The 19,882-nt window shown below is 62.7% G+C and carries 17 protein-coding genes; 9 read left to right on the top strand and 8 right to left on the bottom strand.

Annotation, left to right across the window (positions count from 1 at the left end; genetic code table 11):
* Positions 1-6: 6 nt before the first annotated feature.
* The gene (locus RX328_RS02510; RefSeq protein WP_410734098.1) at positions 7-534 is read right to left on the bottom strand and encodes a MarR family winged helix-turn-helix transcriptional regulator; all 528 of its coding nucleotides are present in this window, start codon (positions 532-534) and stop codon (positions 7-9) included.
* Positions 535-659: 125 nt separating this feature from the next.
* Between RX328_RS02510 and RX328_RS02515 the strand changes: the two genes are divergently transcribed.
* From RX328_RS02515 to fahA, 5 genes are all read left to right on the top strand, one after another.
* Positions 660-2,273: an FAD-dependent oxidoreductase gene (locus tag RX328_RS02515; RefSeq protein ID WP_213252644.1), complete on the top strand. Its 1,614-nt coding sequence runs from the start codon at positions 660-662 to the stop codon at positions 2,271-2,273.
* Positions 2,274-2,282: 9 nt separating this feature from the next.
* Positions 2,283-2,510, top strand: a complete 228-nt coding sequence (locus RX328_RS02520) for a DUF2783 domain-containing protein (RefSeq protein ID WP_213252642.1) — start codon at positions 2,283-2,285, stop codon at positions 2,508-2,510.
* Positions 2,511-2,543: 33 nt separating this feature from the next.
* Positions 2,544-3,500, top strand: a complete 957-nt coding sequence (locus RX328_RS02525; protein WP_213252640.1) for an MBL fold metallo-hydrolase — start codon at positions 2,544-2,546, stop codon at positions 3,498-3,500.
* A 2-nt stretch (positions 3,501-3,502) separates the two neighbouring features.
* Entirely contained in the window at positions 3,503-4,849 is a 1,347-nt protein-coding gene (hmgA, locus tag RX328_RS02530; RefSeq protein ID WP_213252638.1) for a homogentisate 1,2-dioxygenase, read from the top strand.
* Between the two features lie 208 nt (positions 4,850-5,057).
* A complete protein-coding gene (gene fahA, locus RX328_RS02535; RefSeq protein WP_213252637.1) occupies positions 5,058-6,329 on the top strand; it encodes a fumarylacetoacetase in 1,272 nt (423 codons plus the stop codon).
* 123 nt (positions 6,330-6,452) lie between these two features.
* On the opposite strand, the gene RX328_RS02540 is transcribed toward fahA, so the two are convergent.
* A complete protein-coding gene (locus tag RX328_RS02540; RefSeq protein WP_213252635.1) occupies positions 6,453-6,764 on the bottom strand; it encodes a DUF1272 domain-containing protein in 312 nt (103 codons plus the stop codon).
* A 213-nt stretch (positions 6,765-6,977) separates the two neighbouring features.
* Entirely contained in the window at positions 6,978-7,445 is a 468-nt protein-coding gene (locus RX328_RS02545; RefSeq protein WP_213252634.1) for an Lrp/AsnC family transcriptional regulator, read from the bottom strand.
* A 122-nt stretch (positions 7,446-7,567) separates the two neighbouring features.
* Here RX328_RS02545 and hppD point away from each other — a divergent pair, with 122 nt between their 5' ends.
* Positions 7,568-8,686, top strand: coding sequence for a 4-hydroxyphenylpyruvate dioxygenase (gene hppD, locus RX328_RS02550; protein WP_213252633.1), 1,119 nt, complete (start codon positions 7,568-7,570; stop codon positions 8,684-8,686).
* Between the two features lie 260 nt (positions 8,687-8,946).
* Here the strand turns inward: hppD and RX328_RS02555 are convergent, their stop codons facing one another.
* The 4 genes from RX328_RS02555 to RX328_RS02570 all read right to left on the bottom strand — a co-directional run bounded on the left by RX328_RS02555 (position 8,947) and on the right by RX328_RS02570 (position 13,940).
* Positions 8,947-10,059, bottom strand: coding sequence for a CaiB/BaiF CoA transferase family protein (locus RX328_RS02555; protein WP_213252631.1), 1,113 nt, complete (start codon positions 10,057-10,059; stop codon positions 8,947-8,949).
* A 158-nt stretch (positions 10,060-10,217) separates the two neighbouring features.
* Positions 10,218-11,018, bottom strand: a complete 801-nt coding sequence (locus RX328_RS02560; protein ID WP_213252629.1) for an FAD binding domain-containing protein — start codon at positions 11,016-11,018, stop codon at positions 10,218-10,220.
* Between the two features lie 15 nt (positions 11,019-11,033).
* Positions 11,034-13,373: a xanthine dehydrogenase family protein molybdopterin-binding subunit gene (locus tag RX328_RS02565; RefSeq protein ID WP_213252627.1), complete on the bottom strand. Its 2,340-nt coding sequence runs from the start codon at positions 13,371-13,373 to the stop codon at positions 11,034-11,036.
* Between the two features lie 81 nt (positions 13,374-13,454).
* Entirely contained in the window at positions 13,455-13,940 is a 486-nt protein-coding gene (locus RX328_RS02570) for a (2Fe-2S)-binding protein (RefSeq protein WP_161850695.1), read from the bottom strand.
* Positions 13,941-14,454: 514 nt separating this feature from the next.
* On the opposite strand from RX328_RS02570, the gene RX328_RS02575 reads away from it, so the two are divergent.
* The gene (locus tag RX328_RS02575; protein ID WP_213252733.1) at positions 14,455-16,425 is read left to right on the top strand and encodes a methyl-accepting chemotaxis protein; all 1,971 of its coding nucleotides are present in this window, start codon (positions 14,455-14,457) and stop codon (positions 16,423-16,425) included.
* A 174-nt stretch (positions 16,426-16,599) separates the two neighbouring features.
* Here the strand turns inward: RX328_RS02575 and RX328_RS02580 are convergent, their stop codons facing one another.
* Positions 16,600-16,950, bottom strand: coding sequence for a DUF3175 domain-containing protein (locus RX328_RS02580; protein WP_213252625.1), 351 nt, complete (start codon positions 16,948-16,950; stop codon positions 16,600-16,602).
* Positions 16,951-17,512: 562 nt separating this feature from the next.
* Between RX328_RS02580 and RX328_RS02585 the strand changes: the two genes are divergently transcribed.
* Positions 17,513-19,012, top strand: coding sequence for an MFS transporter (locus RX328_RS02585; protein WP_213252623.1), 1,500 nt, complete (start codon positions 17,513-17,515; stop codon positions 19,010-19,012).
* A gap of 15 nt (positions 19,013-19,027) precedes the next feature.
* Positions 19,028-19,864, top strand: coding sequence for a trehalose-phosphatase (otsB, locus tag RX328_RS02590; RefSeq protein ID WP_213252732.1), 837 nt, complete (start codon positions 19,028-19,030; stop codon positions 19,862-19,864).
* Positions 19,865-19,882: the final 18 nt, after the last annotated feature.

A 19,882-nucleotide genomic window follows, 5' to 3' on the forward strand; every position in this document is an offset into this window, starting at 1 on the left:
ATCCCGTCAGTAAGCTTCCTTCGCGTCCGCCTCCTCGCTGGTCTGCACCAAGTCGAGGCTGTCTTCGATCTTTCCCAGCAGCCGCGCGAAATCCTTGCGCTCCTGCGCGGACAGGCAGGAGAGAATCTCCTGTTCCCTGCGCAACAGGCGCGGGATCAGCTCCTCGTAGAGCGCTTCGCCCTTGCGCGTCAGTTGCAGGCGGAATTCCCGGCGGTCGTCCGCGTTCTCGACGCGCTCGATAATCTCGCGCTTCATCAGCGAGGTGACGGCACGGCTGATGGTGGATTTGTGGGTACGGGTGCAGTGGGCGATGTATTGCGCGCTGCAGGCGTCGTGGCGGAAGCCGAGCGTTGCCAGCACACGCCATTCCGGAATGTCGAGCCCGTAACGGGCCGCGTATTCGGCCGAGAGCGCGGAACTGACCTCCGCCGCCAGTCGGTTGAGCCGGAACGGCACGAACTTGAAGAGGTCCAGTCGTGCGGCCCTTTTCGGCGCGCTCTCTTCCCGCGGACCGGCCGCCATTTCGCCTGACATCGCTTTTGGCAAGAATCGCCTCGATTTGAGTTGACGCCGGACCCGGCCGGGAGTTTAAGATAGTTGCAGGTGAGACTAATTTAGCAGGGTCGCAGGCCCTTGGCTAGTAACAGGGTTGAGGCCGCATGGCGCTGACTAAAACCCAGTTCGGCTATCGTCGCCACTCCGACCAGGATCGGGCGGGCGCGAACATTACGGAACACGCTGTTGTCGTGGTCGGCGCAGGCCCGATCGGGCTATCGCTGGCGATCGATCTGGCACAGCGGGGGCAAGCGGTCGTGCTGCTCGACGATGCCGACCGGATCGGCGAGGGCTCGCGGGCGATCTGCTTCTCGAAACGCTCGCTGGAATTCTGGGACCGGCTCGGCATCGGCCAGCGCATGGTCGACAAGGGCGTGGTGTGGAGCGTCGGCAGGATCTTTCACGGCGATTCCCAGCTTTACCAGTTCAACCTGCTGCCGGAGGAGGGCCATAAGCGGCCGGCCTTCATCAACCTGCAGCAATTCTACGCCGAGGCCTATCTCGTCGATCGCGTCGAGGAACTCCCCGAGATCGACCTGCGCTGGTGCAACAAGGTGACGGGGCTTGAGCCGCACAACGACCACGTGGCTTTGACGATTGAGACACCGGACGGTCCTTATCGGCTGAACGCGCAATATGTCATCGCCTGCGACGGCGCCCGGTCCTCGCTGCGAAAGATGGTGGGTGCCGAGTTTGCGGGCCAGGTATTCGAGGATCAGTTTCTGATCGCCGACGTCAAGATGACGGCCGCGTTCCCGACCGAGCGCTGGTTCTGGTTCGACCCGCCATTCCACGCCGGACGCTCCGCGCTGCTGCACAAGCAACCCGACGACATCTGGCGGATCGACCTGCAGCTCAGCCGGGATGCCGATCCGGCCGTGGAAAAGCGGCCGGAGAACGTGCGGCCGCGCATTGCGCGCATGCTCGGGCACGACAAGTTCGATTTCGAATGGATCTCGCTGTACAAATTCCAGTGCCGGAGAATGAACAAGTTCATCCATGGCCGGGTGATCTTTGCCGGCGATGCCGCGCATCAGGTCTCGCCATTCGGTGCCCGTGGCGCCAATTCCGGGCTCGAAGATGCGGAGAATTTGGCGTGGAAACTCGACCGCGTGCTGCGGGGAACCTCGCCCGAGGCGCTGCTCGAGAGCTATCACATCGAGCGCAGTGCTGCCGCCGATGAGAACATCCGCGAATCTACCCGCTCGACCGACTTCATGGCGCCCAACTCCCATCAGGAGGCGCGGCTGCGCAAGGCGGTGCTGTCGCTCGCCAGGGAAACCGAGTTCGGCAAGCGCATGGTGAATGCGGGTCGTCTCTCGACGCCCTCGATCTATGAAACGCCGCTCTCGACCGCCGATGGCGACTCCTGGCGCAGCGGCCCGTGTCCCGGCGCCTCGATGCCGGACGCGCCGGTTGCAGGCCGGAGCGGCGAACCGATGTATCTCACCGCTGCTTTCATCGGGGCGGGAACGGGGTTCACGCTGCTGGAGTTTAGCAATGGTGTCGCGCCGGAGTTGCCTGAAGAAATAGCCACGATCCGGATTGGCGGCAAAGGCGGTCTGGCCGATTCTGCAGGTCTTGCTGCTAGGCGCTACGACGCCGAGCCTGGCACGGCCTATCTGCTGCGTCCCGATGGCTACGTCGCGGCGCGCTTTCGGCATCCGACCCGGGCGGCACTCGACGCCGCGCTCGCGCGTGCCGCCGGCCACAACTGAGGTTTCGTCATGCCGCTGTCGACCAGTTCGAACTTTGCCAAGCCTGATGACGCGTTCCGCGCCATCGTCGAGGCGCATCGTGGGCTTAACGACGAGCAAAGCGCCGATCTCGATGCGGCTCTGGTTCTCATCCTCGCCAATCACATCGGCGACCTCGATGTGCTGAAGGAGGCGATTGCGCTCGCCGCCCGGCGCATGCTCGATGCGAGCCAGCAGCAACAGCAACAGCAGCAATAATTCGCGTCTTAAACGAAGTCAGGAATCGAAGTGATGGCTAAAGGTTTTGCGTCCACTACGGATCTCACGGAGAAGAAGATCACCTTCTCCGAAATCGGCACCGATCTTTACGCGTTCACCGCCGAAGGCGATCCGAACTCCGCGATCATCGTTGGCGACGACGGCTGCCTGGTGTTCGACGCCCAGGCGACGCCGGCGATTGCCAATAAAGTGATCGAGCGCGTTCGCACCGTCACCGACAAGCCGATCAAATATGTCGTGCTGTCGCATTATCACGCGGTGCGCGTGCTCGGCGCTTCCGCCTACAAGGCGCAGGGCATCGTGGCCTCGGCCGAAACCTACCGGCTGATCGAGGAGCGCGGCCAGCAGGATTGGGATTCCGAATATGGCCGTTTCCCGCGCCTGTTCCAGGATGCGGAGAGCATTCCCGGCCTGACCTGGCCGACGCTGACGTTTGAAGGCGAGATGTCGATCTATCTCGGCAAGCGCGAGGTGCGGCTGATGCAACTCGGCGCCGGGCATACGTCGGGCGACATCGTGGCCTGGGTGCCGGATGCCGAAGTGATGTTCTCGGGCGATCTCATCGAATATCACTCGGCCTGCTATTGCGGCGATGCGCATCTGCGCGAATGGCCGATGACGCTGAATGAAATCCGCGCCTTCAACCCGAAGGCGATTGCGCCGGGCCGCGGCGACGCACTGAAGGGATTTTCGACCGGACGCGATGCGATCGCGATGACGCGCGATTTTGTCACCACACTGTACGGCGCGGCGGAAAGCTCGGTCGCCAAGGGCCGCACGCTGAAAGAGACCTTTGCCGCGACGCGCGAGGTGATGGATCCCAAGTTTTCCAGTTTTGCGATTTACGAGCACTGCCTGCCGTTCAACGTCTCGCGCGCATTCGATGAAGCGTCCGGGATCGACGATCCCGTGATCTGGACCGACAAGCGCGACCAAGAAATGTGGGCCGCCCTGCAAGGAGGAGGATGACCATGAATATCAACACCTCGCCTGATCAGATCGTTCGCAGCAGCGCACAACTGACGCCGGGCTACATGTCCGGTTTCGGCAACAGTTTTGAGACCGAGGCCTTGCCCGGCGCGCTGCCGATGGGCCGCAATTCGCCGCAGCGCTGCGCCTATGGGCTCTATGCCGAGCAATTGTCTGGCTCGCCCTTCACCGCGCCGCGCGGCAGCAATGAGCGCTCCTGGCTCTACCGCATCCGCCCGTCGGTGAAGCATTCCGGTCGCTTCGAAAAGGTCGATGCCGGGCTGTGGCGCACCGCGCCCTGCCATGAATACGAACTGCCGATCGCACAACTGCGCTGGGATCCGGCGCCGATCCCGAAGGAAGACAAGACTTTCCTGCAGGGCGTGCAGACCATGACGACCGCTGGCGATGCCAACACCCAGGCCGGCATGGCCGCGCACGTCTATCTCATCACGAAGTCAATGGTCGATCAGCATTTCTACAATGCCGACGGCGAGATGATGTTCGTGGCGCAGCAGGGCAATCTGCGCCTCGTCACCGAGTTCGGCCGCATCGACATCGAGCCGGGCGAGATCGCAGTGATTCCACGCGGCGTGAAATTCCGGGTGGAGATTCCGAATGGACCTGCGCGCGGCTATCTCTGCGAGAATTACGGCGGCGCGTTCACGCTGCCGGAACGCGGGCCGATCGGCGCCAACTGCCTCGCCAACTCGCGCGACTTCCTGACGCCGGCGGCGGCGTACGAGGACAAGGACACGCCGACCGAACTCTACGTGAAATGGGGCGGCTCGCTGTTCAAGACCACGCTGCCGCATTCGCCGATCGACGTGGTGGCGTGGCACGGCAATTACGCACCCTACAAATACGATCTGCGCACCTTCTCGCCGGTCGGCGCCATCAGCTTCGACCATCCCGATCCCTCGATCTTCACGGTGCTGACCTCGCCGTCGGAAACCGCGGGTACTGCGAACATCGATTTCGTGATTTTCCCGGAGCGCTGGGCGGTCGCTGAAAACACCTTCCGCCCGCCCTGGTATCACATGAACATCATGTCGGAGTTCATGGGCCTGATCTACGGCATCTATGACGCCAAGCCACAGGGCTTCGTTCCCGGCGGCATCTCGCTGCACAACATGATGCTGCCGCACGGCCCCGACCGCGAGGCCTTCGATCACGCCAGCAACAGCGAGCTGCAGCCGGTTAAGCTGACCGGCACCATGGCCTTCATGTTCGAGACGCGTTTCCCGCAGCGGGTAACCCAGCACGCGGCGACGTCGGCGACGCTGCAGGACGATTACGCCGATTGCTGGAAAGGACTTGAGAAGCGGTTCGATCCGAACAAGCCGTAGTCCTACCCTCCCCTGGAGGGGGAGGGTCGACGCGCGTGCAACGCGCGGCGGGGCGGGGTGAAGGTCCATCCGCTCGAACAGTGCCCGAGTTGAGAGATCACCCCACCCCGTCTCATATTTCGCTGCGCTCAATATGAGCCGACCCTCCCCCTCCAGGGGAGGGTCAAAGAAACCGCCTCAGCGATATTCAGGCCACATCGAGAAAACCATGCCCCATCCCAACGACCGCAAGCTCCGCTCCTTCATCGACGTCGCGCCTGATTCGCATTTCCCGATTCAGAATCTCCCCTACGGCGTGTTCTCCGCCCAGGACGGGCTCGCCCCGCGTGTCGGCGTCGCGATTGGCGAGTACGTGCTCGATCTCTGGCAACTCGCGCAGGACTGCCGCTTCGATGTCGTCGAGCCGGCGGTGTTCGCCGCGCCGCAGCTCAACCCGTTCATGGCGCTGGGGCCAAAGGTCTGGTCGAGCACGCGGGCGCGGATCAGTGAGCTGTTGCGGGCTGATCATCCTGAGCTCCGCGACAACGAAGCCTTGCGCCAGCGCGCGCTGGTGCCGATGGCGGATGTGAAGTTGCACATGCCGTTCGCGGTCTCCGGTTACACCGATTTTTATTCGTCCAAGGAGCACGCCACCAATGTCGGCGTGATGTTCCGCGGCAAGGACAACGCGCTACAGCCGAACTGGCTGCACATGCCGATCGGTTACAACGGCCGCGCCTCGACGGTCGTCGTCAGCGGCACGCCGGTACGCCGGCCGCGCGGGCAGTTGAAGCCGCCGAGCGCTGATGTGCCGAGCTTTGGGCCTTGCAAGCGGCTCGATTTCGAGCTCGAGATGGGCGTCGTGGTCGGCCAGCCGTCGGTCATGGGCGAAATGCTCACCGAGAAACAGGCCGAAGAGATGATCTTCGGTTTCGTCATTCTGAACGACTGGAGCGCGCGCGACATTCAGCAGTGGGAATATGTGCCGCTGGGGCCGTTCCAGGCCAAGGTGTTTGCGACATCAATCAGCCCGTGGGTGGTGACGCGCGAGGCGCTGGAGCCGTTCCGTCTTCATGGCCCTGTGCAGGAGCCGAAGCCGCTGCCGTACTTGCAGCAGACGCAGCCGAACAATTACGACATGACGCTGGAGGTGGACTTGCGCGCCGCGCCGATGAACGCGCCAAAAAATATCAGCCGCACCAATTTCAAATACATGTACTGGTCGTCGGTGCAGCAGCTCGTGCACCATGCGTCTTCAGGCTGCGCCATGAATGTCGGCGATCTCTTAGGCTCCGGCACCATCTCCGGTCCGGAGAAGGACCAGCGCGGCAGCCTCTTGGAGATAAGCTGGAACGGCACCGAGCCGGTCGAGTTGGCCGAGGGCATGAAGCGCTCGTTCCTGGAAGATGGCGACTCGCTCGTGATGCGCGGCTGGTGCCAGGGCGACGGCTATCGCGTCGGGTTTGGCGAGGTCGAGGGAACGATTTTGGCGGCGGGGTAGGCGTCCTTTGTGGAATGACGTCCTCTCCTCGTCATTGCGAGGAGCGAAGCGACGAAGCAATCCATCTCTCCTCATCTGCGGCGGGATGGATTGCTTCGCTTCGCTCGCAATGACGCGGATGGTTCAGCGCTCCTCAGGCCGGATATCCTTCAGCCTCGCCGAATGCGCCGCGATGTCTTCCAGCGGGTACTTCAAATGCACCCGCTTGTCCGACGGCGGATGCTTCGTCACGCACACGCCCGGTCGGCGCTCGGTCGCAGGCCGGATCGGCCGCCGCTCAAAACCGCCGCCGCAGTTCGGGCAGACATTGTGCAGCTTGGTCTCCACGCAATCCGCGCAGAACGTACATTCATACGAGCAGATTCGCGCGTCGATCGCATTCGGCGGCAGGTCCTTGTCGCAATATTCGCAGTTCGGCCGGAGTTGCAGTGCCATGCTCGTCTCATGCTGTGATTCCCAAGGGATCATCGCAAATCAGCCGGAAAACGCGAATGACGAATTTCCCTCGAATTGCGCCATGCAGCAAAACGATGGGGCTTCATCCTTCGAGACGCATCGCTTTGCGATGCTCCTCAGGATGAGGCCTACTCTCCCCTCATGGTGAGGAGCGTGGCGAAGCCGCGCGTCTCGAACCATGTGGCCCGGATGCTAACCTCGCAACGGCAGCTTCGCGCTCTCCTTCAGCCGGTCCAGCACGACCGACGAGCGCACATGCGCGACGCTCTGGTGCGGCATCAGCACGTTATTGACGAGGTCGGAGAGGTCCTTGAGGTCGCGCAGCACGACTTTCAGCACGTAGTCGGCATCGCCGGTGAGCGAATAGGCTTCCTGGATGTCGTCGACGCGGTTGACCAGGTCCCGGAATTTCTTGGCGTTGTCGGGCGAATGCGTCGCCAGCGTAATCTGAACGAAGGCGATCAGGTGGAAGCCGAGCGCCTCGCCGGCGAGGTCGGCGTGATAGCCGGCGATCACCTTTTCTTCCTCCAGCCGCATCCGCCGGCGCGAGCATTGCGAGGCGGACAGGCCAACGAGGTCGGCGAGTTGCTGGTTGGTCAACCGGCCATCGCCCTGCAGCGCGGCCAGTATTTTGAGGTCGAAGGCATCTGTCGAAATCATGCGCCGATCACCGGATTTGTGCACAGTCCATGCATCACGATAGCCGAATGCGAGACCATTTGCATGCACTTTGCGTCCGCTTCGCCCGATATTGATCCAGATCAATTTACGGGAGATTCGCCATGGGTCCGTTTCCGCATGACGCGCCGGCCGCCACCATCAGCGCCGACAATCCGATGGGCACCGACGGTTTTGAGTTCGTCGAATACGCCCATCCGAAGCCCGAAGAGCTGCACGCGCTGTTCAAGCTGATGGGCTACGCGCCGGTCGCCCGCCACAGGACGAAAAAGATCACGGTCTATCGCCAGGGCGACATCAACTACCTCGTCAACGAGGAGCCTGATACCCATGGCCACGGGTTCGTCGCCGCGCACGGGCCGTGCGCGCCGTCGATGGCGTTTCGCGTGGTCGATGCGAAGCGGGCCTACGAGCGGGCGCTCTCGCTCGGCGCGGAGCCGGCGGACATATCTTCGGCGCAGAAGACGCTCGACGTTCCCGCCATCAAGGGCATCGGCGGCAGCCTGCTCTATTTCGTCGATCGCTACGGCGCAAAGGGCTCGGCCTATGATTTGGAGTTCGAATGGCTGGGCGCGCGCGATCCGCGTCCCGACGGTGCCGGGCTCTACTACATCGATCACCTCACTCACAATGTCCAACGCGGCCGCATGGACGTCTGGACCGGCTTCTACACAAAGCTGTTCAACTTCCGCCAGATTCGGTTCTTCGACATCGAGGGTCGGGCGTCCGGCCTGTTCTCGCGTGCGCTGACCAGCCCGGACGGCAAGATCCGGATCCCGATCAACGAGGATGCAGGTGATTCCGGACAGATCGAGGAATATCTCAACATCTATCGCGGCGAGGGCATCCAGCACATCGCCTGCGGCGCACGGGATATCTACCGCACCGTCGAGACGCTGCGCGAGGCAGGATTGCCGTTCATGCCGTCGCCGCCTGATACCTATTTCGAGAAGATCGACGCGCGCCTGCCGCAGCACGGCGAGGACGTCGCCCGCCTGCAGCGCGACGGCATTCTCATTGACGGCGAGGGCGTCGTCGACGGTGGCCACACCAAGGTGCTGTTGCAGATCTTTTCCGCAAACGCGATAGGGCCGATTTTCTTCGAGTTCATCCAGCGCAAGGGCGACGACGGGTTCGGTGAGGGCAACTTCAAGGCGCTGTTCGAATCGATCGAGGAGGATCAGATTCGACGGGGTGTGTTGAAGGTGGACAACGCGGCGTAGCCCGTCATTGGGAGCAAAGCGAAGCAATCCATCGTGCCGCAAGCGGAGGATTGCTTCGTCGCTGCGCTCCTCGCAATGACGATGCAACCACCCACCGCCTTCTGATCCTCGTGTCCCGGACGCGCTGCAGCGCGCTCCCGGCGATGCGAAGCATCGTCCGGTACGCTGCTGCGCAGAGCCGGGACCCATCTCGCCGTAGGCCCCGGCTCTGCAGCGCATCGCGTTGCGCTGCACTGCGTCCGGGGCACGAGACTGCGAGGTTATCGACCCGCCTTCCACGTATCAGCCAATTCAGCGAGCTCCGCCTTCTCCGCATCCCGGATCGCCGAGGGCGTCCGCGAGAAGCGTGGCGCGGGCGCCGGCTGCGTTACGCCGTGGCGCTCGACGAAAATCTTTCGCGCGGCCATATGCGGATGCTTCGGCGCTTCCGCCATGGTCAGGATCGGCGCGAAGCAGATGTCGGTGCCTTCCATGATTTTGCACCAATCCTCGCGCGTCTTGCTCTTGAAGACCTTGGTCAGCTTTTCCTTCAGCGCCGGCCAGGCTTTGCGGTCCATCTGCGCGTCGAAATCGGCCTCGGTGAGGCCGGCATGCTGGCGCAGCAGCGCATAGAACTGCGGTTCGATCGAGCCGATCGAAATGAAGTTGCCGCAGGCGCATTCGTAGACGCCGTAGAAATGCGCGCCGCCATCGAGGAAGTTCTGCTCGCGGCCTTCGACCCAGCGGCCGATCGCGGTCATGTCGAAGAACATCGACATCAGCGAGGCCGCGCCGTCGCACATCGCGGCGTCGACCACCTGGCCCTTGCCGGACTTCGACGCTTCCAAAAGCGCCGCCAGCACCCCGACCACTAGATAGAGCGCGCCGCCGCCGAAATCGCCGACAAGGTTGAGCGGCGGCACCGGCCTTTCCTTGGTGCCGATCGCCGCGAGCGCGCCGGTGACCGAGATGTAGTTGATGTCATGGCCGGCAGCGTGCGCCAACGGGCCCTCCTGGCCCCAGCCGGTCATGCGGCCGAACACCAGGCGCGGATTGCGCGCCATCACGACATCAGGTCCGAGCCCCAGCCGCTCCATCACGCCGGGACGAAAACCCTCTATCAGCGCGTCGGCATTCGCGAGCAGATCGAGCACCTGCGCGACCGCGGCCTTGTCCTTGAGGTCGAGCTCGACCACTTTCCGGCCGCGCCCCGCCACCGACTTCAAATTCTTCTTCGCGCCGACGCGATCGAGCGTCACGACTTCGGCGCCCATGTCGGCCAGCATCATGCAGGCGAACGGGCCCGGGCCGATGCCGGCGAATTCGACGATGCGGAAGCCTGTGAGCGGACCGGAGGTGCGGGTGGCGGATTGGGTGGCTGGTTTGTCGAGCACTTGTTTTCTCTCCCAATGGAATGTCTTAATTAGTCGATTAGCTAAATTGTCCCGCCGAAGCGAGGGCGTGGCAAGCCTCTTTTTGCCGAAAATCTGGTCAAAACAGAGCGGCGCGCATCGCTGCGCGCCGCTCGTATGGAAGTTCTGTCGGGACGCTATCAGCCGGCAGCATCCACCGCGCGCTGCGCCATCACCTTCACCAGATTGGCGCGGTAGTCCGAGGTGCCGTGGATATCGCTGATCATGCCGTCTGCGGAAATCGCGATGCCGTCGAGCGCACCCGCGGACCAGTTCGCCTTCAAGGCCGCTTCGATCGCCGGTACTCGCATCACGCCTTCTTGCGATGCGCCGGTCGCCGCGACCCGGACATCACCCGCCTTGGTCTTGGTCACGAACACGCCGGTGAGGGCAAAACGCGAGGCCGGATGTCGCATCTTGGCATAACCCGCCTTTGCCGGAATCGGGAAGGAGACCGCGGTGATGATCTCGCCGTCCTCGAGCGCCGTCGTGAACAGGCCCTTGAAGAAGTCGTCCGCCACGATCGAACGCTTGTTGGTCTTCACCGTCGCGCCAAGCGAAACCAGGGCTGCGGGAAAATCCGCCGCCGGGTCGTTGTTGGCGATCGAGCCGCCGATGGTGCCGCGATAGCGCACGGCGGGGTCGCCGAGCACCGAGGTGAGATAAGCGATCGCCGGGATCGACTTTTTCACATCCGCACTTTGCATGATGTCGAAGTAGGTCGTGGCCGCCTTGATCGTCAGCGTATCTCCCGACGCTTCGATGCCGACCAGCTCCTTGATCTTGCCGAGATCGATCACATCAGATGGCGCGGCCAGCCGCTGCTTCATGACCGGAATCAGCGTGTGGCCGCCCGCGAGATATTTCGAATCCGAGCCCTTGGCGAACATCGACGCCGCTTCGTCGACCGAGGAGGGACGGTGATAAGTGGTCTGATACATGATGTGTCCTCCTCTTTAGCCGTGGATCGCATGCCAGACGCGATCGGGCGTCGCGGGCATTTCCAGTTTGTTGTTACCGATCGCGTCGGTGATGGCGTTGATGACGGCAGCCGAAGCACCGATCGCACCGGCCTCGCCGCAGCCCTTGACGCCGAGCGGATTGCCCGGACAGAGCGTGGTCGTGTGCGACAGCTTGAACGAGGGAAGGTCGTCAGACCGCGGCATGGCGTAGTCCATGAACGACGCCGTCAGGAGCTGGCCTGAGGGGTCGTAAACTGCGTTTTCCAGCAGCGCTTGGCCGATGCCTTGGGCAAGTCCGCCATGGACCTGGCCTTCGACGATCATTGGGTTGATCAGCCGCCCGAAATCGTCGGCCGCCACGAAGTTGACGAAGGAGGTCTTGCCGGTGCCGGCATCGACTTCCATTTCGCAGATATAGGCGCCGGCCGGGAAGGTGAAGTTGGTCGGGTCGTAGAACGCGCCTTCCTTCAAGCCCGGCTCCATGCCGTCAGGCAAATTGTGCGCGGTGTAGGCGGCGAGCGCGACCATCGGCAGCGCCAACGACTTGTCGGTGCCGGCGACCTTGAACTCGCCGTTCTCGATGACGATGTCGTTTTCCGATGCCTCGAGCTGATGGGCCGCGATCTTCTTGGCCTTGGCCTCTACCTTTTCCATCGCCTTTAGAATGGCGGTGAGACCGACGGCCGCCGAGCGCGAGCCATAGGTGCCCATGCCGAACTGCACCTTGTCAGTGTCGCCATGGATGATCGAGACCTGGCTGATGGGAACGCCGAGGCGTTCGGCGATGAGTTGGCAGAACGTCGTCTCGTGACCCTGGCCGTGGCTGTGCGATCCCGTGAGTATCTCGATGGTGCCGACCGGATTGACGCGCACTTCCGCCGATTCCCAAAGGCCCACGCCGGCGCCTAAGCTGCCGACCGCCTTTGACGGTGCGATGCCGCAGGCCTCGATGTAGCAGGAGACGCCGATGCCGCGCAGCTTGCCCTCGGACTTCGCTTTCGCCTTGCGGGCAGGGAAGCCGGCGTAGTCGATCGCCTTCATCGCGGCATCGAGCGAAGCGTGGAAGTCGCCGATGTCATAGGCCATGATGACAGGAGTCTGGTGCGGGAATTGCGTGATAAAATTCTTCTTACGCAATTCCGTCGGATCAACGTTCAACTGCCGTGCCGCCGTCTCCATCAGCCGTTCCACCACAAAGCTTGCTTCTGGCCGCCCCGCGCCGCGGTAGGCGTCGACTGGCACGGTATTGGTGTAGACGCTGATCACTTCGGCGAAGATATTCGGGATGTTGTACTGGCCCGACAGCAGCGTCGCATAAAGATAGGTCGGTACCGAGGACGAGAACAGCGACATATAGGCGCCGAGATTGGCGTAGGTCTTGACGCGCAATCCGATGACCGTGTTGTCCTTGTCGAACGCCATCTCAGCCTTGGTGAGGTGATCGCGACCATGCGCGTCGGTCAGGAAGGCCTCAGTACGGTCGCCGGTCCACTTCACCGGACGACCGACCTTCTTGGACGCCCACAGCGCCACCATCTCCTCAGGATAAATGAAGATTTTTGAGCCGAAGCCGCCGCCGACGTCGGGGGCCACCACCCGCAGCTTGTGCTCCTGCGCGATATTGTAGAACGCCGACAGCACGAGGCGGGCGACATGCGGATTCTGCGATGTCGTGTAGAGCGTAAAATGCTCCTCGGGCTCGTTATATTCCGCGATCGCCGCGCGCGGCTCCATCGCGTTCGGCACCAGGCGGTTGTTGGTGATGTCGAGCGAGACGACATTGGCTGCTGATTTGAACGCCGCGTCGGTCGCGCCTTCATCGCCGATGGTCCAGTCGTAGATCACGTTGCCGGGGGCTTCCGGGTGCAGTTGCGGCGCACCCGGCGCGATCGCGGCGCGGATGTCCGGAACGGCGGGTAGTTCCTCATAGTTGACGATCACGGCTTCAGCCGCGTCGCGGGCCTGGTTCTTGGTCTCGGCGATCACCACCGCGACCGCCTGGCCGACGAAGCGTACGGTCTCCGGCGCCATCGCCGGCCATGCGCCCATCTTCATGCCGGTGCCATCCTTGGAGGTAATCGCCCAGCCGCAGATCAGATTGCCGATCTTGTCGTCGACGATCTGCTGGCCGGTCAGCACACCGACCACGCCCGGCATCTTCATCGCCTCTGACGTGTCGATGCTCTTGATCTTCGCATGTGCATGCGGGCTGCGGATGAAGTGTGCGTGGCTCATCCCCGCCAGCTTGATATCGTCGACGTAACGGCCCTTGCCTGTGATGAAACGGCGATCTTCCTTGCGCACGACGCTTGCGCCAATGCCTTCAACGCCCATTGTGTCCTCCCGACCGGAATTGTTGTTTCCGCTGCTTCTTTTCGAAACGCGGTCCTGAATTCGAGTTTGCCGTCCGCTGCGCTACTCCGCCGCCTGCGCGACCTTCATGCGTCCGGCTGCATCGAGCACCGCCTTGACGATGTTGTGGTAGCCGGTGCAGCGGCAGATGTTGCCTTCCAGCTCCTGCCGGACGGTTTCCTCATCGAGCTGGCCGCTATGGCGGTGCACAATATCGATCGCCGACATGATCATGCCCGGGGTGCAGTATCCGCACTGCAGGCCGTGGTTGTCGCGGAATGCCGCCTGCATCGGGTGAAGTTCGTCGCCCTTGGCGATGCCCTCGATCGTGGTGACGCTGGAGCCGGCGGCCTGGCCGGCCAGCACCGTGCAGGATTTCACCGCCCGGCCGTCGATATGGACGACGCAGGCGCCGCACTGGCTGGTGTCGCAGCCGACATGCGTGCCGGTCAGGTTCAAATGGTCGCGAAGCAGATGGACGAGAAGGGTCCGGTCTTCGACCTCGGCCGAGACGGCCTTGCCGTTTACCGTCAGCTTGACTGTAGACACGCGTGGTACCTCCCGATGTTTTATAGTTATTCCAATTAGAAACAGCGGCGAAGGAACTTGCAACTAGGATTTTGGTCGGCCCTGTCATTGTGATGACATTCGCGTAGCGTGCGCGCGCAGAAGAAGACTCTCGACGCGAGTTTTTCTACTCTCCCCTGGAGGGGGAGGGTCGCCATGCATCGTAAGATGCGTGGCGGGGTGGGGTGACGGTCTCACCTCACGTTCAGTGCCCGAGTGGAGAGATCACCCCACCCCCGTCTCACATTTCGCTGCGCTTCATGTGAGCCGACCCTCCCCCCGCAAGGGGAGGGTAAGAGGCGGTCACCCCGGCACCTTTGCAAGTTTTGCCCAGATTTACCCGCCCTTATCCATTCTGCCTTAACTTTGCGCACCGGATCGGGGGCTGGGCCTCCGATGCCTGTCTTTCAGAACGAAAACGGGGTGTGACGTGCGATTTTTGAAGCGTGGCGGCTCGTATTTCAAGCTCCCGACCCTGCGGTTCCGCGCCAAGATCATGCTCGGCTTTGCCGTCGTGCTGGCGATTTCGGCCGCCAGCATGGGGTTCGCCTATCTGGGGTTCGAGCGGGTCTCTGCCGGCGTGGAGTCCTACCGGCGCAGCGTGCTGGAGGCAAACCTGTCGCGAGACATCGACCGCGAGTTGATTTCCTACCGGTCGCTCGCCCGCTATTTCGTGGCGACCGGAAAGGAAGAGGACGGCAAGGCGGCGCTGGCCGCCGAAGCCGGCCTGAAGGACGCAATCATCGCCTCGATGAAGAGCACCACCAATCCGACACGGCTCGAGCAGGTCGCAAAACTGGAACGGGAATTCCGCGCCTTCACCAAGATCTTTGCCGATATCCTCAAGGTCAAGGACGAGAGCGCGCGGATCGCGCAGAACCAACTGATGCGCAGCGGCCAGTCGCTCTATTACAAACTCGACGATCTCCCCAGTGACGCCGAGGAATCCGAGCTTCAGGCGGTCACCTTCAGCGCAAAAAAAGTGGCCGATGAGTTTCAGGCCGTGGTGGGGCTAGCCAACACGTTCGTTATCAACTCGGACAAAACGGTCGCATCCAGCGCACTCGCGCGGTTGAAATTTCTCGGCAACTCGTTGAAGGCGATCCCCGTGAACAACGACAAGATTCGCCGGGGGGTCCAGGAGATTTCGAGCCTTCTGGAAGAATACCAGAAGTCGCTCGCCAAGCTGGTCGACAATTCCAAGGAGATCGACGAGCTGACGCTGGAAATGACGGAATCGGCCGCCGCCATTAATAAGGGCTCGGGGGCCATGAAGTCGGATCTCTTGGCCGATCAGAAGCGGTTAGAGGCTGAATCGGATGCGACCATCGGCGAGACCGAACGGCTGATCCTGATCCTGGCCGCCGGTGGCTTTCTGCTCGGCTGTGTCTGGGCCTTCTTCCTCGGCAAAGGTATTTCCCGGCCGATGACTGCGATGTGCAATGCCATGCGCGAACTCGCCGCCGGCAATTTCGAAATCGTGCTGCCCGGCCTCGGCCGGAAGGACGAACTGGGCGAAATGGCAAGCGCGGTCGAGGAGTTCAAGGTGCAGGCGATCGCCCGCGCCGAGCGCGACGCCGCGACCCAGGAAGCGCAGAACAAGGCGGCGAGTGCCGCGCGCCGCGCCGAACTTATTCGCTTCGCCGACGAATTCGAAACCGCGGTCGGCGCCATCGTCTCCAACGTGTCTTCCTCGGCCGTGCAGCTCGAATCCGCCGCCGGCAAGCTGACGCGGACGGCGGAGACCACCCAGAGCCTCTCGAACCAGGTCGCCGGCGCCTCGGAAGAAGCCTCCAGCAACATGCAATCGGTGGCGTCGGCGACCGAGGAACTGTCGGCATCCGTCGACGAGATCGGGCGGCGCGTCAAGGAATCCAGCCAGATTGCAGAGGCCGCCGTTCGTCAGGCCGAACAAACCGACGGGCGGATCGGCAAGCTGTCGTGTGCCGCGCAGGAGATCGGCGACGTGGTCAAGCTGATCACGGCGATTGCCGAGCAGACCAACCTTTTGGCACTGAACGCCACCATCGAGGCCGCCCGCGCGGGCGATGCCGGCCGCGGCTTTGCCGTGGTTGCATCCGAAGTCAAATCGCTCGCCAGCCAGACTGCGAAGGCGACCGACGAGATTTCCAGTCACATCTCGGGCATGCAGGGCGCGACGCAGGAGTCGGTCGCCGCGATCAAGGAGATCGGCGGCACCATCGGCAGGATCTCGGATATCGCCGCAACGATCGCGAGTGCCGTCGAGCAGCAGAGCGCGGCAACGCAGGAAATTGCGCGCAGCGTCCAGAACGTCGCGCAAGGAACCCAGGAGGCCGCCGCCAACGTCATGCACGTCAATCGCGGCGCGACCGAAACCGGCTCGGCCTCCGAGGAGGTGCTGAATTCGGCGCGCACGCTATCCAGCGAAAGCACGCGCCTGCGCGAAGAGCTCGACCGCTTCATGGCGAATATCCGGGCGGCGTGAGGTGCCTGTAGTCGGTGATCGTGTCGGCAAAGCGTCACCCAACTGTCGTCGCCCGGCTCGACTGGGCGATCCAGTATTCCAGAGACGGTAATTATCAATCGAGAGGCCGCGGCGTACTGGGTACCCCGCTTTCGCGGGGTATGACGATCGGAATGTCGTGACGAGAAGCTCTCCTCATTCCCTTCCGAACTGATGCTTCAGCTCCACCTTCGCGCGCTCCAGCCGCGTGCGCTGCGTTTTCGGCAAGGTCTTGCCGGCGCGGTTGATGTAGAAGGTCAGCATCGACAACGCCGAGCGATAGGCGCCGCTCTTGCGCCGCGTACTGTGCTCGGCGGAGCGCTTCAGCGATGCCGCGATCTTCTTCGCGCTGGTCTGCTTGAAGACGCCGCGCTTCAGATCGAGCGCGTCGCTTTCTTGTGTCACGCGTTGCGACCACCGCTTCGGCGATGATTTCTTCGCCGTTGTAGTGCGGCTGCTCTTCCGGGCTGCGGTCTTCCGTGGTGTGGTTTTCCGGCGTTCGGCCATGTTTCGACTCCTTCGCTGTTTTGCCGAAAACGGTCGCCCGATTATTAGGTTCCCTGCGCCCTGAAGAAGTGGGCGGGAAGTTGATGGAAAACTCGGACGCGATGCGTTGCGAGAACACGAAGGCGTGCCTGCGTAGGATGGGTGGAGCGAAAGCGAAACCCATCATCACGTGCACCGGCATTGATGGGTATCGCTTCCGCTCCACCCATCCTACGGGACTGTCATCGCCCGGCTTGACCGGATGATCCAGTTTCCCAGAGACAGCAGGTGATTGAACCGATGAGCCGCAGCGTACTGGATCCCCCGCCTTCGCGGAGGATGACGGTGGTGTGTCGCATTGCTATCACCGCGTCATTGCGACCGTTGGCTCGCAATGACGCGGATCGGCCCCGCACCATGCGCAGAGCACGACGACAGCTATGCAATTTCGCCGTGCGAAAGTCTCCGGAACCTCACCCTCTGAAGGGCGTTATCTCCACGGCGGGCATCATGTTTGCCGCAATTGAGCGTGAAAACCCTGGGGCTGGGGCGTTCCGGGGTGTTTTTTCATTGGCTAAATCCGATGGATGTGAAAGCGGTACGGCGGGGGGCGGCAGTGGCTGAAAGCGTCCCCATTGTGTCGCCGCAGCAGGACGATTCTCGTGTCATCGAGACCAGCATACCCACGCGGCTTGATTGCCTGCGTTGGGGCGGCTTTCATACCCGTGTCGTGGCCGCACTAGGCATCACCTGGATTCTGGACGGGTTGGAAGTCACGCTGGCGGGCGCCCTGTCGGGCGCGCTGAAGGAAAGCCCGACGCTGCAATTTTCCAATTTCGACGTTGGCCTCGCCAACAGTGCCTATCTCGCCGGCGCCGTGCTCGGCGCCCTCGGCTTCGGTTGGCTGACGGACCGGATCGGGCGCAAGAAACTCTTCTTCATCACACTCGCGGTCTATCTCAGCGCGACCGCCGCCACCGCGCTGTCGTGGAACGTCGCGAGCTACGCGCTGTTTCGCTTCCTGACCGGGGCGGGCATCGGCGGCGAATATACCGCGATCAACTCGACGATTCAGGAGTTGGTGCCGGCGCGCTACCGCGGCTGGACCGATCTCGTGATCAACGGCAGTTTCTGGATCGGGGCTGCGATCGGCGCGGTCGCCGCCATTGTGCTGCTCGATCCCAACGTGCTCGCGCCGGACCACGGCTGGCGACTGGCCTATTTCGTCGGCGCCGCGCTCGGCCTGATTGTTTTCGTGATGCGGATGTGGATTCCGGAAAGCCCGCGCTGGCTGATGATCCATGGCCGTCCCGAGGAGGCGCACGCGATTGTCGATAGCATCGAGCGGTCGTCGACGAGACATCCGGATCATGCGGCCGATGAAATATTCCCGAAGATCAGGCTGAGGATGCGCAGCCACACGCCGCTTGGTGAGGTGGCGCGAACGCTGTTCACGACCTATCGGCAGCGTTCGATGGTTGGACTGGTGCTGATGGCCTCGCAGGCGTTTTTCTACAATGCCATCTTCTTCACCTTCGCGCTGGTGCTGACCGATTTCTTCGGCATTCCGTCAAACGACGTCGGCTGGTACATCCTGCCGTTTGCGGCCGGCAATTTCCTTGGGCCGTTGGTGCTCGGCCGGCTGTTCGATACGCTCGGCCGCCGCGCGATGATCACGGCGACCTATGCCATTTCCGGCCTGTTGCTCGCGCTGTCGGGCTACCTGTTCTCGATTGGCGCCTTGAGCGCGCAGACCCAGACCATCGCCTGGATGGTGATCTTCTTCTTTGCCTCGCCGGCGGCGAGTGCGGCGTATCTGACTGTCAGCGAGACGTTTCCGCTGGAGGTGCGCGCGCTCGCGATTGCGCTGTTCTACGCGATCGGAACGGGCATCGGCGGCGTCGCAGGACCGGCGCTGTTCGGTGCGCTGGTCGATACCGGATCGCGCAACAGCGTTTTCGCCGGCTACCTGTTCGGGTCGGCGTTGATGATCGTGGCCGCCGCTGTCGCGTGGCGGTATGCCATTGCGGCCGAGCGAAAATCTCTCGAATCTGTCGCACGGCCGCTCGCATGTGTGGAGTAGGATGAAATGGACGACATGAATCAGGATCTGGCCGAAATGTCATTGGAAGACGATATCGCCCGCGAAGACGATGCCGCGCTGGAAACCGTTCCGGTACCACGCTCACTGGTGCCGCATTTGAGCCAATCAGCCATTCTGCTCGACATTGACGGCACGCTGCTCGATCTGATGCCGACGCCGCGCGAAGTGTGGGTGCCTCCGGGGCTGGCGAAGACATTGAACCGCCTGCTGGTCAGGACCAACGGCGCGCTGGCGCTCGTCAGCGGGCGCTCGCTCAACGATATCGACCTGATTTTCGCGCCCGATCTGTTCCCAGCCGTCGGCGGCCACGGCGCCGAAATGCGTATCGAGACCGACAGCGAGGCGGTGGCCTCCCACGCCCCGCCAATGGATAAGGAATTGAAGCGCCGGCTGGCTGCGATCGCAAAGCTGAGCCCGGGAATATTGCTGGAAGACAAGGGCTATTCGCTGGCGCTGCACTATCGCCTCGCGCCGCACGCCGAGAAGGCGATCTATGCCGCGGTGTCGCTGATCAGGGCCGATCTGCCCAATGCGCCGATCGAAGTGTTGCCCGGCAAGTGCGTCTGCGAGATCAAGCACTCCGGCTTCACCAAGGCGAGCGGCGTGCGCGAATTGATGACGCGCGAGCCGTTCAAGGGGCGCCGTCCGTTCTTCATCGGCGACGACGTCACCGACGAGAGCGTCTTTGCGATCATGCCCGACCTCGATGGCCTCGCCTTCTCAGTCGGCCGCCGCGCAAAGGGCGTGGCCGGGCACTTCGATGCGCCGAGCGACGTCAGGGAATTCCTTGCACACCTACTTGACGACGAAAGGGACGCATCTCTGCCATAATTTTTTTCGTCCCGTCGA

The sequence above is a fragment of the Bradyrhizobium sp. sBnM-33 genome (assembly GCF_032917945.1).
Classification (GTDB): Bacteria; Pseudomonadota; Alphaproteobacteria; order Rhizobiales; family Xanthobacteraceae; genus Bradyrhizobium.

Bases quoted from the DNA above. Each gene is read 5' to 3' on its own strand.
- hppD (WP_213252633.1), top strand. From the start codon at position 7,568: ATGGGTCCGTTTCCGCATGACGCGCCGGCCGCCACCATCAGCGCCGAC.
- hmgA (WP_213252638.1), top strand. From the start codon at position 3,503: ATGAATATCAACACCTCGCCTGATCAGATCGTTCGCAGCAGCGCACAA.
- RX328_RS02540 (WP_213252635.1), bottom strand. From the start codon at position 6,764: ATGGCACTGCAACTCCGGCCGAACTGCGAATATTGCGACAAGGACCTG.
- RX328_RS02575 (WP_213252733.1), top strand. From the start codon at position 14,455: ATGCTCGGCTTTGCCGTCGTGCTGGCGATTTCGGCCGCCAGCATGGGG.
- RX328_RS02560 (WP_213252629.1), bottom strand. From the start codon at position 11,018: ATGTATCAGACCACTTATCACCGTCCCTCCTCGGTCGACGAAGCGGCG.
- RX328_RS02565 (WP_213252627.1), bottom strand. From the start codon at position 13,373: ATGGGCGTTGAAGGCATTGGCGCAAGCGTCGTGCGCAAGGAAGATCGC.
- RX328_RS02510 (WP_410734098.1), bottom strand. From the start codon at position 534: ATGTCAGGCGAAATGGCGGCCGGTCCGCGGGAAGAGAGCGCGCCGAAA.
- RX328_RS02520 (WP_213252642.1), top strand. From the start codon at position 2,283: ATGCCGCTGTCGACCAGTTCGAACTTTGCCAAGCCTGATGACGCGTTC.
- RX328_RS02515 (WP_213252644.1), top strand. From the start codon at position 660: ATGGCGCTGACTAAAACCCAGTTCGGCTATCGTCGCCACTCCGACCAG.
- RX328_RS02580 (WP_213252625.1), bottom strand. From the start codon at position 16,950: ATGGCCGAACGCCGGAAAACCACACCACGGAAGACCGCAGCCCGGAAG.
- RX328_RS02545 (WP_213252634.1), bottom strand. From the start codon at position 7,445: ATGATTTCGACAGATGCCTTCGACCTCAAAATACTGGCCGCGCTGCAG.
- RX328_RS02585 (WP_213252623.1), top strand. From the start codon at position 17,513: ATGGATGTGAAAGCGGTACGGCGGGGGGCGGCAGTGGCTGAAAGCGTC.
- otsB (WP_213252732.1), top strand. From the start codon at position 19,028: ATGAATCAGGATCTGGCCGAAATGTCATTGGAAGACGATATCGCCCGC.
- fahA (WP_213252637.1), top strand. From the start codon at position 5,058: ATGCCCCATCCCAACGACCGCAAGCTCCGCTCCTTCATCGACGTCGCG.
- RX328_RS02525 (WP_213252640.1), top strand. From the start codon at position 2,544: ATGGCTAAAGGTTTTGCGTCCACTACGGATCTCACGGAGAAGAAGATC.